We start from the raw sequence: 15733 nt of genomic DNA, 5'->3' as shown, positions 1-15733 counted from the left end.
CGTGACGCAGCCTCCGTCGTACCCGACGCCGCCGGTCGGTGGGCCCCCGCCCGCCGCCGGCGGCGTCGTGCCGCCCAGCCCACACCCCCAGGGGTACGCCGTGCCGCCGCAGTACGCCCCGCCCGGGTACGCCGTGCCGCCGGGGTACGCCCCGCCCGGGTACGCCCCGCCGCACTGGTACACCGGACCACCCCGACCGGTGACGCCGCCACCGACGCTGAGCCCGGGCGGGCAGCCGCTGGCCAGCTTCTCCGACCGGCTGCTGGCCGCCCTGATCGACGCCGCGGTGTTCATGGCAATCGGCATGGTGCTCGCCGTGCCCGCGGTGATCATCTTCTTGATCGTCGTCATGCCCGACCTCGTCCAGGTCACGCCGGACGGCACCGTCAGAGAGCCCGACTTCCTCAACGACTTCCTGGTGCCGATGCTGTGGCTCGACCTCGCGATCATCGTGGTCTCGATCGTGATCTCGTACATCTACCACGTCGAGATGATGTTCAAGACCGGCCAGACCCTCGGCAAGAAGATGATGAAACTGCGGATCGTGCCGCTCGACCCGGCCCGCACTCTCGACCGTCGGGCTGCCGCCAAGCGGTACCTGGTGCAGCAGGGCACCGGCCTGGTTCCCGGCCTGAGCTACCTCGACGGGCTGTGGCAGCTGTGGGACAAGCCCTGGCAGCAGTGCCTCCACGACAAAGCCGCCCGAACGGTCGTCGTTAAGGTGTCCGGGTGAGCGTGCAACCCGGCTGGTACGTGGACCCCGCCGACCCTGAGACCCGGCGGTACTGGGACGGTGAGGGTTGGCTCGGTGCACCCATCCCCGTCGACGCCACCCCGCCGGAGGGACCGCCCCCGGTCGAACCCCCGCCCGCCCCGGTCGAACCCACGGCGCCGGCCGCCCCGGTGACCGCCCCGCCGGGCTTGCCGCCGCACCCCGGGCCGGGTTCGCAGCCGGGACACGGCCCGGGTTGGGGACCGCAGGCTGGTCCGCCGGGCTGGGGACCGCAAACCGGTCCGCCCGGCTGGGGACCGCAGGGTGTTCCGCCCGGCTGGGGACCACAAGCCGGTCCGCCCGGCTGGGGACCGCAAGGTGTTCCGCCCGGCTGGGGACCACAAGCCGGTCCGCCCGGCTGGGGACCACAGGGTGTTCCGCCCGGCTGGCCCGGACGGCCGCCCGAGCCGCGCCCGCACGGCCTGCCGCTGGCCGGCTTTGGCGCCCGTTTCACCGCCCGGCTGATCGACTTCGCCATCGTCTTCGCGCTGAACGCTCTGGTCAATGGCTGGTTCGTCTGGCGACTGATCCGGGAGATGCAGCCGTACGTGCGGGAGGTGTACCGGCGCCAGTTGGCCGGCAACCCGTCCACCGAGGGGCTGCCGGAGGTCGGCCCGCAGGCTGGCAACCTCATCGTGGCGATCCTGCTGATCGCCACCGCGCTCTGGCTGGCGTACGAGGTGCCCGCCATGGCCGCCGGCGGGCAGACCGTCGGCAAGCGGCTGATGCGGATCCGCGCGGTGCCGCTCACCGCCGACCAGCCGCTGGGCTTCGGTCGGGCGCTGATCCGGTGGACGACGCTGGGCCTGCCCACCCTGGCCTGGTACTGCCTCGGGCTCGGCCTGATTCTGCAACTGGTCGACGCCCTCTCCCCACTCTTCGACCATCCGCTGCGTCAGGCGCTGCACGACAAGCGCGCACAGACGGTGGTCGTCCAACTCCCCGCCATCGCTTCCGCCACCCCGAACGACCGCACCCAGCCCTCGGGAGACACCCCATGACCAACCCCGGACGTCAGCAGCCGGCGCAACGGCTGACCCGCGCCGACCTGGACGCGCTGCCCAGCTACGTACCAGGGCGCAGCCCCGCCGACCTGGCGCGGGAGCTGGGTCTGCCGGAGGCGATCAAGCTGGCCAGCAACGAGGTGCCGTACGGGCCGCTGCCCGGCGTGGTGGAGGCGGTCACCGAGGCGGTCACCGCCGCGCACCGCTACCCGGACATGGGCGTGGTGGCGCTACGCGACGCGCTGGCCCAGCGGTACGGGGTCGACGCCGACCGGATCGCCACCGGCTGCGGGTCGGTGGCGCTCGCCGAGCACCTGGTCCGGGCCACCTGCCTGCCCGGCGACGAGCTGCTCTACTCGTGGCGGTCGTTCGAGGCGTACCCGATCATCGCGGCGACCAGCGGCGCGACCAGCGTGCGGGTGCCCAACGACGCCGGGCACGGGCACGACCTGGCGGCGCTGGCCGCGGCGGTGACCGACCGGACCCGGATGATCCTGGTCTGCAACCCGAACAACCCCACCGGCACGGCGGTACGCCGGGCCGAGCTGGACCGGTTCCTCGACGCGGTACCGGACGACGTGCTGGTGGTCATCGACGAGGCGTACCGGGAGTTCGTCACCGACCCGGACGTGCCAGACGGGCTCGGCTACCTGGACCGGCCGAACGTGGCGGTGCTGCGCACCCTGTCCAAGGCATGGGGCCTGGCCGGGCTGCGGGTCGGCTGGCTGGCTGCCCAGCCGGTGGTCGCGGCGGCAATCCGCAAGGTGGTGACTCCGTTCTCCACCAGCACCGCTGCCCAGGCCGGGGCGCTCGCCGCGCTCACTCAGGCCGAGGAGATGGAGCGCCGCTGCGCCCTGGTCGTCGCCGAGCGGGAGCGGGTCACCGAGGCGATCCGGAAGTTCGTGCCCGACGTGCCGACCAGCCAGGCCAACTTCGTCTGGCTACCGCTCGGCGAGCGGGCGGTGGCGTTCGGCAAGTCGTGCGAGGCGCGCGGAGTGATCGTCCGGCCGTTCGCCGGGGACGGGGTCCGGGTCACCATCGGCACCCCGACCGAGAACGACGCGTTCCTGGCCGCCGCGGAGGCGTCGCTGACCTGACCGGAGCGGTCTCGCCGTGCTGGCCCGCCGATCCGTCGGGTCGCCGGCGGAACCCGGCCGGGCGCTGGGACCCCGCCGGCGGCCGTGCGTCAGCTCGGCCGTCGGCGGCGAGCGGCCAGCCAGCCGGCGAGGCCGGAGGGTCGACTCGCCACGATCAGGTGGCGGCCAGGATCACCGCCTCGGCGGTCAGGTAGTACCGCTGGTCGTCCCCGTCCGGATCGACCGGCTCGCGGAGCCGCTCCACCGCGAGGTAGCCGTCCGCCGCCGCCACTGCTCCGGGCGCCCAGCCCGTGCCGTCCGAGCCGACGTTGAGCGAGAAGCGGGAGAGCTGCGTACCGGTCACCGGATCCAGCGTCACCAGGTCGTTCGCCTCGGTCAGCAGGTGCACACGCCCGGGTTGGACGGCGAGCACCCGGGCCGTCGTCCCCAGACCCTCGAACCGCCACAGCTCTTCGCCCGACCGTGCCGACCGGCCCACCGCCACCCCGTCGAGCACGGCGACAGCCTGCTCACCGATGAGGGTTGCTCCGGTCGGGTCCAGCGCGGGGGCGGCGGTCGGCTCGCCGGCGCCCAGCAGCCAACCCCGGCCACCCGCGTCGCCCGGCCCGGCGGTCTGCAGGGCCGGGCAGTCAGACCGTCCGGTGCGGCATCCGAGTGGGGTCACCAGCAACCCGTCCGGGGCACCCGACGGGCGCCAGCGGTCGCGCACCGCACCGGTCGCCGCGTCCCGGAACTCGACCGTGGCCGGGCCGGCGCAGCTGTCCAGGCCGATCAGCTGCCCGGACACGGCGGTGCCGACGTCGCTGCGGCAGCGCCCAGGCAGGTCGACCCTCCACAGCTCACGGCCGCCGGCCAACTCCACACCGCGCGCCTGGGTGTCGCTGGTGACCACCAGCACCGTCCGGCCGTCCGCCAGGTCGGTGAGGTAGAGCCCGCGCGGGTCCCAGACGGTGGTCGCCCCGGTACGCCGGACCACCGCCCCGCTCTCGGCGGGCACCGGGCCGTCGGCCCTCCACAGCACCCGGCCGGTCGGTGCGTCGAGCGCGACCAGCCGGCCGTCGGACCAACGGCTGACCACCGTGCTGCCGCTGGCCACCACCCCGGTCAACTCCGCCGGCCAGCGCCGGTACGACCAGTACGGGGTGGTCCGGTGCCGGCCGTCGACCGGCCGGTCGGCATAGACCTGACGGTGCGCGGCGTACACCCGCAGCCGGGCGTCCACGATCAACGGGGCGACCGGCAGCCGACCGACCACCCCGACGGGTGGCTGGGCCGCGGCCGGGTACGCACCCCGGGCAACCGTGCTCACCTCGGCCGGCGCGAGCACCCGGTGGACGATGACCGCGACCACCGCAGTGGCGAGCAGCGCCGCGACCGCCGCCACCAGCCGTCGTCGGCCCTTCGGGAACCCCATGCCCCACCTCCGCCCGGCACCCTACCCAGCGGAACCGGCCGGACCCCGGTCAGGTCACGCCGTGCTGGGCGTGGTCAGGCGGGGTGATCGTCGCCGCCGCCCGGGACGGGGGAATCGACGGACCGAGCTGGCCGGAACGAGGTCAGGCGGCTTCGACGGAGCCGGTGGCACCGGCCGCGACGGCCAGATCGGCGAGATCACGTCGGAGCGCCACCTCGACCGCCCGGGCGGCGAGCCCGCCGAGCAACAGCGCCACCACCCGGCCGTACGGGGCGGTCGGCACCGCCTCCTGGGTGACGGTGATCGCCGTGCAGCCACGGCGGCGACGCTGGACCTGCCGCAGGGTCCAGGTGATCCGGTATTCCGCGCCGGCACCGGATGAGCAGAGCACCAGCCGGTGGGGGGCGAGCGCCTCCACCACCAGGAACTCCTCGGTCAGAGTGCCGCCGCCCGGCTGGACACGCTCCTCACGCCATGCGGTGCCCGGCCCGAACGGACCCGGTGTGAGCAGCTCGACCGGGCCGGCGGTGGTCAGCCGGGCCGCGCGGCCGGGCAGGTCGGTCAGCAGACGCCAGACATCGACAGCGTGCGCCTCGATGAACCCGGTAACCGCCACCGTCGACATGCCACCCTCCCGTGTCGTCGACGGTACGCGGCGTAAGCGCCGGACGGGGCCTCCGGGACGGAATTTCCACCGCCCGGAGGCCACGCTGTCCATTTCGGTGGCTGCTCGACGCCGGTCGTCGACCGGCCCGGCGACGGTCAGCGTTCGAAGCGACCCGCCCGGATCGCGCCGATGAACGCCGTCCACCCCGGCGGGCTCACGGCCAGTGTGGGCCCGGACTGGTCCTTGGAGTCGCGGACCGCGACCACACCGAGGACGTCGACCAGGTTGTCCGCCACCTCCACGCAGAGCCCCTGGTCATTGGAACGGCTGCTGGTACGCCAGACCGCGCCCGCGAAATCGTGCATCGTCGTTACCTCCGTGTGCGATGGGATGCCCCACCGCTGCCGGCCAGGTGCCCGGCCCGTTCCGCACGGTGGGGCGACGGAATCCGCGACGATCAACGGGGAAACGCGGATCGGTGATCGCACAGCCGGTGCGATCACCAGTCCCATCAATGAGACGGTCGGCCGACCGGGTGAACAACCCGGTCCGGCAGTACCGAGGACCCGGTTCACACGACCGCCGGGCCCGGTCCAGCGGGCGGTACCGCCCGGTCGGCTCAGCGGGCCGGACGGACCGTTCCGGTGACCTCGCCGAGGGCGATGGTGGTGCCGTCCGGGCCGGGTGCGGTGGCGGTGATGGTCACCGTGTCGCCGTCGACGAGGAAGGTGCGGCTCTCGTCGCCGAGCTTCACCGGCTCCGCCCCGCCCCAGGTCAGCTCCAGGAACGACCCGACCTGCCCCCGGTCCGGGCCGGAGACGGTGCCCGAGGCGTACAGGTCGCCGGTGCGCAGGGACGCGCCGTTGACGGTGAGGTGGGCCAACTGCTGCGCTGGCGTCCAGTACATGGTGGCGAAGGGCGGCTCACTGACCCGCTCGCCGTTCCACTCGACCACCAGCCGGAGGTCCAGCCCCGCATGCGGCACGTCACGCAGGTAGTCGACGACCGGCGGGTCCTGGTCGGGGGCCGGCACGAAGGCGTCGGCGAGCGCGTCCAGCGGCGTCACCCAGGCCGAGACCGAGGTCGCGAAGGACTTGCCCAGGAACGGGCCGAGCGGCTGGTACTCCCAGGCCTGGATGTCCCGGGCCGACCAGTCGTTGACCAGCACCACCCCGAACACGTGCTCGGCGAAGTCGTCGACCGACACCCGGGCGCCCAGCCGGCTGGGCACTCCGACCACGAAGCCGACCTCCGCCTCGATGTCGAGGCGTACCGACGGGCCGGTGACCGGGCCCTCGGCGGAGGCGCGCTGGCCGCTCGGACGGATCACCGGCGTACCGGAGACCACCACCGTGCCTGCCCGCCCGTGGTAGCCGATCGGCAGGTGCTTCCAGTTGGGCAGCAGCGGCGGCTGGCCGGGGCGGAAGATCTGCCCGACGTTGGACGCGTGGTGCTCCGAGGAGTAGAAGTCGACGTAGTCGGCCACCTCGAAGGGAAGCAGCAACTTCACCTGGTCCAGCGGCACCAGCAGCGGCTCCACGGCCGCCCGGTGTGCCGGGTCGGTCAGCAGCTCGATGATCCGCTGCCGCACCGACGTCCACTGCGGACGGCCCAGCGCCATGAACTCGTTCAGGGTGGGCCGGCCCAGCGCACCGGCGGCCAGCACCAGATCGGCGGCCTCCGCCCCGGCCAGGTCGAACACCCATGACCCGATCCGCACGCCGATCCGCGGCCGGCCCCCCTCCTGCCGGAAAACCCCGTACGGCAGGTTCGTCACCCCGTACGGCGAACCGTCAGCGCCGGTCACCCAGGTCATGCGTCGTAGCCCCCGTTCACCAGCCCCAGCCGGATCAGATCGGTCAGTGGTTCCAGGATGCTGCACGAGCCGAAGCCGACCCAGAGCGGGCGGTGCACGTCCAGCCGCCCGTCCGTGCGCTCCAGCAGCGGGCGCGGGTCGACCACGGTCAGCAACTCGGCGACCGCGCCCACGCCGTCACCCTCGGCGGCCGCCAGCGTCGCGGCCAGCACGTTCGCGTACCCGTGGTGGGTGAAGCCGGTCTCCGGGTCGAGGTGCCGGACCGCCTGGTGCAGCCCAGCGGTGAGCTTGAACGGCAGGTTCCGGTCCCGGCAGGCGCAGATCACCGCGGCCAGCTCGGCCGGGGTGGGGAAGAGTTCGGCGGCCAGCCCGCCGGTGCGGAACTTGGCCGCGACCGGCACCCCGTCGTCCCGAGCGGCGGCGAGCGCGTCCAGCGCACCCATCAGGCCAAAGGTCAGCGGCAGCTCGGCGTAGACGGCCTCGACGCCCGGCATGGTGCCGGTCAGCCGGCGCAGCTCGGTGATGCCGGGCAGTGGGTCCTCGCCACGCCTGGCGACCGCCACCTCGACCTGGCGGGCGGTGACGCCGTCCGGTGCCAGGAACGAGAGCGCGAAGGGCAGGCCCCCGATCCCGGTGTCACCGATCACGCCCACCACCAGGCCCTCGGCCGGGTCGACGAGACCGCTCAGATCTCCTGCGGCAACGGTCGAGGCCGGGACCAGCAGCGGGCCGACCAGGTCGGCGTACCAGGCGGTGCGATGCCGGCGGTGGGCGGCCAGCGCATCGGGCAGCGCGGCGCTGCCCGGAGGGAAGACGGCGGCGTCGTCCACCAGGCCGTCGAGGAGTGCGGGCACCTGCGTTGACACGGAACAAGAATGTACGGGACGCTACAAGGAACGGACAACCGCGTCCGATAATCGGACGCCCCCGGCCGGTGAACGGGACATATGGGAGGCGAGATGCCGTACTACCGCAGCGTCGGCGAGGTGCCGCGCAAGCGCCACACCCAGTTCCGTCAGCCCGACGGCAGCCTCTACGCCGAGGAGCTGATGGGCCAGGAGGGTTTCTCCTCCGACTCGTCCCTGCTCTACCACCGGCACGCCCCCACCGCGATCCTGGCCGCCGACGAGTTCACCCCACCGGGGTTCGCCCGGACGCCGAACCTGCCGCTCAAGCCGCGCCACCTGCGCACCCACAAGCTCGACACCGGCGGTGCCGACCCAATCCTCGGCCGGCAGTACCTGCTCGCCAACGACGACGTGCGGATCGGTTACGTGCTCGCCGACCGGCCCTCGCCGCTGTTCCGCGACGCCACCGGCGACCACTGCCTCTACGTCGAGGCGGGCTCGCTGCGGGTCGAGTCCCCGTTCGGCGTGCTGGACGCGGTCGCCGGGGACTACGTCGTCATCCCCACCTCGACCATCCACCGGCTGGTGCCCACCGGCGAGCAGCCCGTCCGGCTGCTCACCATCGAGGCGGCCGGGCACATCGGCCCGCCCAAGCGCTACCTCTCGGTACGCGGCCAGTTCCTGGAGCACTCGCCGTACTGCGAGCGCGACGTCCGCGGCCCCGACGCCCCGCTGCTCGTCGACGGCGAGGAGGCGGAGGTGCTGGTCCGCCACCGGCGTGGTTGGACCCGTTACGTCTACGCCCACCACCCGTTCGACGTGGTCGGCTGGGACGGGCACCTCTACCCGTGGGCGTTCTCCATCCACGACTTCGAGCCGATCACCGGCCGGATCCACCAGCCCCCGCCGGTGCACCAGACCTTCCAGGGCCCCAACTTCGTCATCTGCTCGTTCGTGCCCCGCAAGGTCGACTACCACCCGGACTCGATCCCGGTGCCGTACAACCACCACAACGTCGACTCCGACGAGATGCTCTTCTACACCGGCGGCAACTACGAGGCCCGGCGCGGCTCCGGCATCGAGCAGGGCTCGATCTCACTGCACCCGTCCGGCTTCACGCACGGTCCCCAGCCGGGTGCCGCCGAGCGCTCCATCGGCGCGGACTACTTCGACGAACTGGCCGTCATGGTCGACACCTTCCGCCCACTGGACCTCTGCGACGCGGCCCGTAGCTGCGAGGACGACGGCTACGCCTGGACCTGGGCGCGTCGGGCCTAGTCCCCTGGGCCTGGTCGAGCCAGGCGGCGCTCGTTGAGCTGCTGGTGGTCAGCGGATGGCGGTGCGGGTGAAGATGGCGAACTCGGCGACCGCGGTGGCGGCGATGGCCAGCACCAGCGGCCACGGCGAGCCGACCACCGCGTACACCAGCAGCAGCACCGGCGCGGCGGCCACCGCGTAGATCGCCAGGGCGAGCGTCCGGTCCGAATGCAGCAGTTCGGGTAGGACGGTCCGCGTGAGCCCCGGCAGCCGGGCCGCGAGCTGCCAGACCACGACCCCGCCGGTGAGCGCGGCGAGCACCGCCAGGACACGGGAGAACCCGTCGCTCGCCGAGGCCGCGAACGCCACCAGCACCGCGGCCACCAACGACCAGCCGGCGCCGTAGAGCACCAGGCGGTGCAGGCCGTAGGCGATGGTCCGCCCCGAGTCCATCCGTTTCGGGCTGATCGTGGCCGCCTCGGCAAGGTGCTCCAGCGCCTCCGACCAGCGGCGCTGCTCCAGCCGGATGACACCCACGTCGTGCCGGGCCTCGGCGAGGCGCGGGTCGAGCCGCAACGCCTCCCGGTAGGCCCGCTCGGCCAGGTCGAACAACTCCAGCCGGGCGGCGACCAGGCCGAGCACCAGGTGGGCCTGCGGTTCCTCCGGGGCCAGCTCGACCCCGCGCCAGGCCGCGTTCAGCGCCGGCTGGCCGTTGCGCGCGCCGGCCAGGATCGCCGCCGCACTGCGCTGGGCGTACGCGTCCGCCGGGCCGAGCGCGAGGATCCGGTCGGCGGTGGCGGCCGACTCGGGGTAGCGCTCCAGATCGGCCAGCGCCATGCCCCTGGCAACCAGCGGTGGGAGCGCCTCCGGTGCGGCGGCCACGGCCGCGTCGGCGGCGGTGAGCGCATCAGCCGGCCGGCCGGCGGCCAGGTGCACCCGGGCCAGCATGGTGAGCGCGTCGGGGTCGTCGGGCTTGAGGGCGAGCCCGTAGGTCAGCTCCCCGGCCGCTTCGTCGTGGCGGCCGAGCTCGGCGAGGAGTTGGGCCCGCTGGAGATAGCCGTCGGCGGCGGACCGGTCGGGGGCGGGGTCGCTGGACATCGCGGCGAGCCTAGGTGGCCGGGGCGTCGTACACCAGGGCCACCGCGATACCGGCCAGCCCCTCACCGCGGCCGGTGAAGCCCAACCCGTCGGTGGTGGCGGCGGAGACGGTGACCGGGGCTCCGACGGCGGCGGAGAGCACCCGCTGGGCCTCCTCGCGGCGCGGGCCGATCTTGGGGCGGTTGCCGACGATCTGCACGGACACGTTGCCGATGGCCAGGCCGGCGGCCCGGACTCGGCGGGCCGTCTCGGTCAGCAGGGCCACCCCGGACGCGCCGGCCCACTCCGGCTGGCCCACCCCGAAGGTGGAGCCGAGATCGCCGAGACCGGCGGCGGAGAGCAGTGCGTTGCAGGCGGCGTGCGCGGCCACGTCGGCGTCCGAGTGCCCGGCCAGGCCGTCCTGATCGGGCCACAGCAGGCCGGCCACCCAGCACGGCCGGTCGGGCGCGAACGCGTGCACGTCGGTGCCGACGGCCACCCGGGGAACGATCATGATCAGAGGGTACGCGTCAGCCGGCGGCGGCCAGCAGGTGCTCCGCCAGCGCCAGGTCGAACGGGCGGGTGATCTTCAGCGCGTACTCCGAGCCCGGCACGCAGCTCACCGTGACGCCCTGCTTCTCGACCAGACCGGCGTCGTCGGTGAGCGGATCGCCGGCCGTGGCGTGCGCGGCGGTGAGCACGGACCGGCGGAAACCCTGCGGGGTCTGCACCGCGCGCAGGGCGGACCGGTCGACGGTGCCGAGCACCACCTCGCCGGCGCCGACCTCCTTGATCGTGTCGACGACCGGCAGCACCGGGATCACCGCGTCCCGCCCCTCGCGGACCGCCGCCGCGACGGATTCGACCAGCTCCGGCGGGGTGAGCGCCCGGGCGGCGTCGTGCACCAGGATGATCGCCGGGCCGGGGGGCACCGCCGCCAACGCGGCGGCCACCGACGCCTGCCGCTCCGCGCCGCCGGGCACCACGGTCACCGGCGCCACCGGAGCGAGCAGCTCGCGTACGGCCGTCACCTCGGTGGCCGGCGCGGCCACCACGATCGTGTGCACCGAGGGCGCTGCGGCCAGCCGGCGCACGGCGTGCACCAGCAACGACTCGCCAGCGAGCAGGCGCAGCGCCTTGGGTCGGCCGGGGCCGAGCCGTACGCCGGCACCCGCCGCAGGAACGAGGACCGCGACGTCACCGCGCGGATTGAGCTGCGCGGTCACGTCACGGTCCTCGGTGGTTTCTTCGCTACGAAGTGGGTACGACGATGCTGTGCGGACTAGGCCTCGGTGAGCACCTTGTCGAGCAGCATCTCCGCCTCGTCCTTGGTGCTCTTCTCTGCCAGCGCGACCTCGCCGACGAGAATGTCACGGGCCTTGGCGAGCATCCGCTTCTCACCCGCGGAAAGGCCCCGCTCCCGCTCCCGGCGCCACAGGTCACGGACGACCTCGGCGACCTTCAGCGGGTTTCCGGAGGCCAGCTTTTCCAGGTTGGCCTTGTAACGCCGCGACCAGTTGGTCGGCTCCTCGGTGTGCGGAGCCCGAAGAACGTCGAAGACAAGGCCGAGGCCCTCTTCGCCGACCACCTCGCGCACACCCACGATCTCGGCGTTCTCGGCCGGCACCCGGACCGTCAGGTCACCCTGAGCGACCCTCAGGACGAGGTACTGCTTGGGCTCGCCCTTGATGACCCGAGTCTCGATTGCCTCAATGAGTGCGGCCCCGTGGTGGGGGTAAACAACGGTCTCGCCGACACTGAAAACCATAGGTTCGAAACCCCTTTCGCTGTGTCTAGGGTAACACGCTCAGGCACCGATGTCTCACCGATGTCCTGACCGTTGGCGCAGCTCAGGGGCCCTGTGAGAGGTCTTGCTTCAGCTTGACAGGCGGTCAAACCAATGGTTTGAACACGCTCCGTTACGCACGGGTGACTTCCCGGTACGGGTGAACAGAACGTCGAGATCAAGGGCTATGCGCTCCCCCATGGTATCCCTCCCGGCGGGACTGCGCCCAGATCTAGCGGGAGGTGCCCCCAGTGCGGGACGCTGGAGGCAGACCCGCACGCCGCTCTCGAGACGCTGTCAGGGGGTCCGATGGGCAAACCAGACGCAGAGGGCCAGGGGCCGTCCGACGGCCTGCCCGACCTGCCACCCGAGTGGGGTCGGGTCGTGGTGCCCGACGATGCCTCCGAGCTCGCCTACGAGGCGGCCCAACTCCGCCGTGAACTGCGCCGGGCCGCCGGTCAACCCGGTGACGGCCCCCGGGCCCTGGCCCTGCCGCTGCTGGTCCTGCTGGTGGCGCTGCTCACCACGCTGGCCGGCCTGCTCGCGGTCACCTGGCCGCGCGCCAACCGCGGCGCCGACCGCCCGACCCCCGCTCCCTACTCACCACCCGCCGCCCTCACCGGGCGGGCGCTGCCCGCACTGGACCTGGTCGACGCCGGCCAGGCGCCGGTGCCGCTGCGCGGCCTGCTGCCCGCCATGATCATCTTGGTGGACGGCTGCACCTGCCCGGACCGGGTCGCCGAGGCGGTGGTGGCGGCGCCCGCCGGGGTGGCCGTGGTCACCGTCACCGGAGGGCGGACGGTGCCGGCCCCACCGCCGACCAGACGAGACGCACGCGCGCTGGCCGATCCCGCCGGCGGCCTGCGCTCGTTCGTGGGCCAGCCGGCCCGCTCCGGCACCGCGACCGCACTGCTGGTCGACCGAACCGGCGTGGTGACCCGCGTGCTGCCCGAGCTGGGCCCGGTCGACGCGTACCGCGCGGACCTGACCGCCCTCGCCGCCTGACGGGGCCGTCCGTCGCCGGACGGACGGGTTGCCGGGACCGGTGCACCCACGGTCAGGGCAGCGCGGCCAGTTGCGCCTCGACCTCGACCGGCTGCTCCCCCGCCGTCGACAGCGACACCCGGATCAGCCCGCCGGTGGTGTCCACCTCGCTGACGCTGACCGTGCCGTCGCAGTCGACCCGGGGCGACCCGGCGATCTGGGCGCCGGTGATCACCAGCAGCATGGCACCCGGCCCGGTGCACCGGTACTGGAGCAGATAGCGGGCGCCGTCGTCGGCGGACTGCCGGGTCACGGGCTGCCCCGGGGTCAGCGTCGCCCGCTCCCGCCAGATCGTCTCGCTGAACCGGGGCAGCCCACCCGACGCGTCCCCCTGGAAGAAGAACTCGCCCGAATCACCGTCGACGTCGGTGATCCAGCCCGTCTCCGGGTCGATCGACACCCCCGGCGCGCGTCGCACCTCGATGGCCTCGCCCGTCTCGGGATCCACCAGCGCCGTCACCCCCTCACCCGGCACACCGCTGGCCATGACGCGGTCCAGTGCCGTGCTGACGGTCGGCCCAGCGGTCGGAGCGGCCGTCGCCGGACCAGCCGTCGGGGCGGGAGCAGCGGCCCGCCACCACCAACCGCCGACGGCCAGGGCAGCCAGGGCCACCCCGGCCAGCACCGCCGACCGCAGCCGATCATCCGCCTCCGAATCCATGCGGCGAGCGTACCGGCCGGGCTGCGGGACGCTCAGCCCTGTCGATCCAGCAGGGCGGCGTACAGGGTGAGGCCGGGACCGAACGCCAGCATGACGATCCGTCGAGGCGCCGACGTCGCGCGGCTCAACCGGTCCAGGATCAGCAGCACGGTGGGAGACGAGCAGTTGCCGTGCTCGTCGAGCGTCGCCCGGGACGCCGCCAACGCCTGCGGCGGCAGGGCCAACTCCCGCTCGACCACGTTGAGGATCCGCGGCCCGCCCGGGTGCACCGCCCAACCGTCCACCTCGGAGCCGGTGGTGCCATGCCGGGCCAACAGATCGTCGACCAGCCCACGGACATGCCTGGAGAGCACCTGCGGCACTTTCGGCGACAACCCCATCCGGAAGCCGGTGTCGGTGACGTCCCAGGTCATGTGGTCGGCGGTGGACGTGTCGGTCACCGCCGTGACCTCGCGCAGCGCGTACCCCGGGCCGCCCGGCACCACCACGGCGGCGACCGCGGCGTCCGAGAAGAGTGCGTGCGAGACGATCTGCTGGGTGTCCACCCTGGCGCTGGACGGCTGGATGTGCAGGCTGGTCAGCTCCGCGCAGAGCAGCAGCGCCGGACGACCCCGTGCGGTGACGAAGTCGCTCGCCGCGCCCAGCCCGGGCAGCGCCGCATAGCAGCCCATGTGGCCGACGAACATCCGCTGGGTGTCCGGGGCCATGCCGAGGTCCCGGGCGAGCAGGATGTCCAACCCCGGCGTGGCGTACCCGGTGCAGGAACAGACGATGAACAAACCGACGTCACCGGCACCCAGCCCGGCGGCGGTCAACGCGCGGCCGACCGCCTCCTTGCCCAGTGGCAGCGCCTCAACCTGGTAGCGGAGCATCCGTCGCTCGGTCGGCCAGTCCGAGGCGTCCTCGAGCAGGGGATTGACCGCCGCCTGCCGTCGCGTCACGCCCGAGTTCGCGAAGATCCGCTGGGCCAACGACCGGGTGGTGCCGGAGAAGTGCCGGGAGAAGAAGCCCTCCCACAACTCGTCCTGTGAAGCGGACGGCGGTTGCGCCGTCCCGAGCCCCGCGATCACTGGTACGGACACGATCCCCACCTCTCGTCCGACGCTGTCCTCCCCCTTGCCGTCCCGCCGGCCACCCGCCCGGCCCATCCCCCGTGGCAGTCGAGCCGCTGCGGCTCACCAACGCGGGGCCGATCCGTCGCGGTCCGGGTCTCCGCCCAACGCGGCGATGCCGAGCCAGTCGGCGCAGACGTCCGAGGTGGCCGGATGCAGTGAGCCACAGCGGGCGTCCCGGTAGAGCCGCTCCAACGGATGGCCGCGCCGGGTCGCCGAGGTGCCCGCCGCCTCCAGCATCGACGCCGCCACCTCAGCGGCCGTCGTGCCGGCCAGCAGCTTCGCCCGCCACACCCAGCGGTTGGTCTCCGCGTCGCCCGGCGTCTCGTCCACCCGACGGGCCGCCTCGGCCACCACCAGTTGGGCCGCCGCCGTCGCCGCGTCCGCCCGCCCCAGCCGGGCCCGCACCGCCGGCAGGCCGGCCAGATTGCGGGCGTTGAGATGCTCGGCCGCCGCGTCGATCGCCGCCCGGGCCACCCCGACGTAGACCGCCGCGTAGCTCGCCACCAGCCAGTGGGGCATCAGCTGGGCGACCACCAGGGCCAACCCCTCCACCCCGCCGAGCAGCCGGTCGGCCGGCACCGTGACGTCCAGGTGCAGGTCATGGGAGGAGGTTGCGCGCATGCCGAGCGCGTCCCAGGTCGGCTCGACGGTCAGCCCGTCCGGGCCGGACGGCACCAGGAACTGGGAGACCACCGACTGGTCGGCGGAACTGCGCGCGGCCACCAGGTAGCCATCGGCGTGCCCGGCACCGGAGCAGAAGGTCTTGCTGCCCTTGAGGTGCCAGCCCTCGTCGGTCGCCTCGTAGACCGTGCTCAGCTGGGAGAGCCGTGCACCCGCGCCGCGCTCACTCATGGCGACCGCGTACCAGGAGCCGTGCGCCGCGGCGGTGAGCAGCCGGTCCCGGGCGGCCAGCGCCTCGTCCGGCACACCCAGCGCCTCGGCCAACTCCTCGGTGACCGCGCCGAGCGCACCCGTCACCGAGGCGTGCATGTTGAACACCAGGGCGGTGGCGCCGTTGCCCCGGGCAAGCTCGGTAGCCACCGCGGCGTACTCGGCGAAGCTGGCGCCCAGGCCACCCAGCGCCCGGGGCACCATCAGCCCGAACAGGCCGGCCTCCCGCAGGTCACGAAAGTCCTCGACCGGAAAGGAGCCGTCCCGGTCGTGCTCCGCCGCTCGCGCGGCGAACCGCGGCGCCAACCGGCGGGCCGCCTCCAGCGCGTGCACCGTCATATCGC

The 15733-nt window shown here is 73.5% G+C and carries 17 protein-coding genes; 5 read left to right on the top strand and 12 right to left on the bottom strand.

Annotated features, from left to right (window positions below; translation table 11 throughout):
- The first annotated feature begins 1 nt into the window (after window position 1).
- Genes OG990_RS31650 through hisC form a run of 3 tightly spaced genes read left to right on the top strand, consistent with a single transcriptional unit; the run spans window position 2 to window position 2873 of the window.
- A complete protein-coding gene (locus OG990_RS31650; protein ID WP_406078087.1) occupies window positions 2-733 on the top strand; it encodes an RDD family protein in 732 nt (243 codons plus the stop codon).
- Complete coding sequence (locus OG990_RS31645; RefSeq protein WP_406078086.1) at window positions 730-1773, top strand: RDD family protein; 1044 nt, start codon at window positions 730-732, stop codon at window positions 1771-1773. The genes OG990_RS31650 and OG990_RS31645 overlap by 4 nt, the downstream gene beginning before the upstream one ends.
- Entirely contained in the window at window positions 1770-2873 is a 1104-nt protein-coding gene (gene hisC / locus OG990_RS31640) for a histidinol-phosphate transaminase (RefSeq protein ID WP_406078085.1), read from the top strand. Before OG990_RS31645 ends, hisC begins: the two co-directional genes overlap by 4 nt.
- Before the next feature lie 154 nt (window positions 2874-3027).
- On the opposite strand, the gene OG990_RS31635 is transcribed toward hisC, so the two are convergent.
- The 5 genes from OG990_RS31635 to OG990_RS31615 form a co-directional block, all read right to left on the bottom strand.
- Window positions 3028-4287: a PQQ-binding-like beta-propeller repeat protein gene (locus tag OG990_RS31635; protein ID WP_406078084.1), complete on the bottom strand. Its 1260-nt coding sequence runs from the start codon at window positions 4285-4287 to the stop codon at window positions 3028-3030.
- Window positions 4288-4429: 142 nt separating this feature from the next.
- Window positions 4430-4912, bottom strand: coding sequence for an SRPBCC family protein (locus tag OG990_RS31630; RefSeq protein ID WP_406078083.1), 483 nt, complete (start codon window positions 4910-4912; stop codon window positions 4430-4432).
- Window positions 4913-5049: 137 nt separating this feature from the next.
- Entirely contained in the window at window positions 5050-5259 is a 210-nt protein-coding gene (locus tag OG990_RS31625) for a DUF397 domain-containing protein (RefSeq protein ID WP_406078082.1), read from the bottom strand.
- A gap of 254 nt (window positions 5260-5513) precedes the next feature.
- Window positions 5514-6710 carry a fumarylacetoacetase gene (gene fahA / locus OG990_RS31620; RefSeq protein ID WP_406078081.1) on the bottom strand — a complete coding sequence of 399 codons (1197 nt, stop codon included), beginning with the start codon at window positions 6708-6710 and terminating at the stop codon, window positions 5514-5516.
- Complete coding sequence (locus OG990_RS31615) at window positions 6707-7576, bottom strand: hypothetical protein (RefSeq protein WP_406078080.1); 870 nt, start codon at window positions 7574-7576, stop codon at window positions 6707-6709. Before OG990_RS31615 ends, fahA begins: the two co-directional genes overlap by 4 nt.
- A gap of 93 nt (window positions 7577-7669) precedes the next feature.
- Between OG990_RS31615 and OG990_RS31610 the strand changes: the two genes are divergently transcribed.
- A complete protein-coding gene (locus OG990_RS31610) occupies window positions 7670-8836 on the top strand; it encodes a homogentisate 1,2-dioxygenase domain-containing protein (protein WP_355601851.1) in 1167 nt (388 codons plus the stop codon).
- Between the two features lie 48 nt (window positions 8837-8884).
- On the opposite strand, the gene OG990_RS31605 is transcribed toward OG990_RS31610, so the two are convergent.
- From OG990_RS31605 to OG990_RS31590, 4 genes are read right to left on the bottom strand one after another with little or no spacing between them, the layout of a single operon-like run.
- The gene (locus tag OG990_RS31605) at window positions 8885-9913 is read right to left on the bottom strand and encodes a tetratricopeptide repeat protein (protein WP_406078079.1); all 1029 of its coding nucleotides are present in this window, start codon (window positions 9911-9913) and stop codon (window positions 8885-8887) included.
- 10 nt (window positions 9914-9923) lie between these two features.
- Window positions 9924-10409 (bottom strand): 2-C-methyl-D-erythritol 2,4-cyclodiphosphate synthase, encoded by a 486-nt coding sequence (ispF, locus tag OG990_RS31600; protein ID WP_328426137.1) that lies wholly within the window; start codon window positions 10407-10409, stop codon window positions 9924-9926.
- A gap of 13 nt (window positions 10410-10422) precedes the next feature.
- Window positions 10423-11118, bottom strand: coding sequence for a 2-C-methyl-D-erythritol 4-phosphate cytidylyltransferase (gene ispD, locus OG990_RS31595; RefSeq protein ID WP_406078078.1), 696 nt, complete (start codon window positions 11116-11118; stop codon window positions 10423-10425).
- A gap of 56 nt (window positions 11119-11174) precedes the next feature.
- Window positions 11175-11660, bottom strand: a complete 486-nt coding sequence (locus OG990_RS31590) for a CarD family transcriptional regulator (RefSeq protein WP_328421148.1) — start codon at window positions 11658-11660, stop codon at window positions 11175-11177.
- Window positions 11661-11987: 327 nt separating this feature from the next.
- Between OG990_RS31590 and OG990_RS31585 the strand changes: the two genes are divergently transcribed.
- Window positions 11988-12683, top strand: a complete 696-nt coding sequence (locus OG990_RS31585) for a hypothetical protein (RefSeq protein ID WP_406078077.1) — start codon at window positions 11988-11990, stop codon at window positions 12681-12683.
- 52 nt (window positions 12684-12735) lie between these two features.
- On the opposite strand, the gene OG990_RS31580 is transcribed toward OG990_RS31585, so the two are convergent.
- The 3 genes from OG990_RS31580 to OG990_RS31570 form a co-directional block, all read right to left on the bottom strand.
- Window positions 12736-13383, bottom strand: a complete 648-nt coding sequence (locus OG990_RS31580; protein WP_406078076.1) for a hypothetical protein — start codon at window positions 13381-13383, stop codon at window positions 12736-12738.
- Between the two features lie 32 nt (window positions 13384-13415).
- On the bottom strand, window positions 13416-14474 hold the full coding sequence (locus OG990_RS31575; RefSeq protein WP_406078075.1) for a type III polyketide synthase: 1059 nt from the start codon (window positions 14472-14474) through the stop codon (window positions 13416-13418).
- An 84-nt stretch (window positions 14475-14558) separates the two neighbouring features.
- Window positions 14559-15728: an acyl-CoA dehydrogenase family protein gene (locus tag OG990_RS31570; protein ID WP_328421156.1), complete on the bottom strand. Its 1170-nt coding sequence runs from the start codon at window positions 15726-15728 to the stop codon at window positions 14559-14561.
- Window positions 15729-15733: the final 5 nt, after the last annotated feature.

It is taken from the genome of Micromonospora sp. NBC_00858 (assembly GCF_045207365.1).
Taxonomy (GTDB): Bacteria; Actinomycetota; Actinomycetes; order Mycobacteriales; family Micromonosporaceae; genus Micromonospora.
This window is presented reverse-complemented; position numbering and strand designations above follow the sequence as displayed.

Excerpts from the sequence above, each read along its gene's own strand:
- hisC (WP_406078085.1), top strand. The coding sequence starts at position 1,770 with ATGACCAACCCCGGACGTCAGCAGCCGGCGCAACGGCTGACCCGCGCC.
- OG990_RS31635 (WP_406078084.1), bottom strand. The coding sequence starts at position 4,287 with ATGGGGTTCCCGAAGGGCCGACGACGGCTGGTGGCGGCGGTCGCGGCG.
- OG990_RS31630 (WP_406078083.1), bottom strand. The coding sequence starts at position 4,912 with ATGTCGACGGTGGCGGTTACCGGGTTCATCGAGGCGCACGCTGTCGAT.
- OG990_RS31625 (WP_406078082.1), bottom strand. The coding sequence starts at position 5,259 with ATGCACGATTTCGCGGGCGCGGTCTGGCGTACCAGCAGCCGTTCCAAT.
- fahA (WP_406078081.1), bottom strand. The coding sequence starts at position 6,710 with ATGACCTGGGTGACCGGCGCTGACGGTTCGCCGTACGGGGTGACGAAC.
- OG990_RS31610 (WP_355601851.1), top strand. The coding sequence starts at position 7,670 with ATGCCGTACTACCGCAGCGTCGGCGAGGTGCCGCGCAAGCGCCACACC.
- OG990_RS31605 (WP_406078079.1), bottom strand. The coding sequence starts at position 9,913 with ATGTCCAGCGACCCCGCCCCCGACCGGTCCGCCGCCGACGGCTATCTC.
- OG990_RS31590 (WP_328421148.1), bottom strand. The coding sequence starts at position 11,660 with ATGGTTTTCAGTGTCGGCGAGACCGTTGTTTACCCCCACCACGGGGCC.
- OG990_RS31585 (WP_406078077.1), top strand. The coding sequence starts at position 11,988 with ATGGGCAAACCAGACGCAGAGGGCCAGGGGCCGTCCGACGGCCTGCCC.
- OG990_RS31580 (WP_406078076.1), bottom strand. The coding sequence starts at position 13,383 with ATGGATTCGGAGGCGGATGATCGGCTGCGGTCGGCGGTGCTGGCCGGG.
- OG990_RS31570 (WP_328421156.1), bottom strand. The coding sequence starts at position 15,728 with ATGACGGTGCACGCGCTGGAGGCGGCCCGCCGGTTGGCGCCGCGGTTC.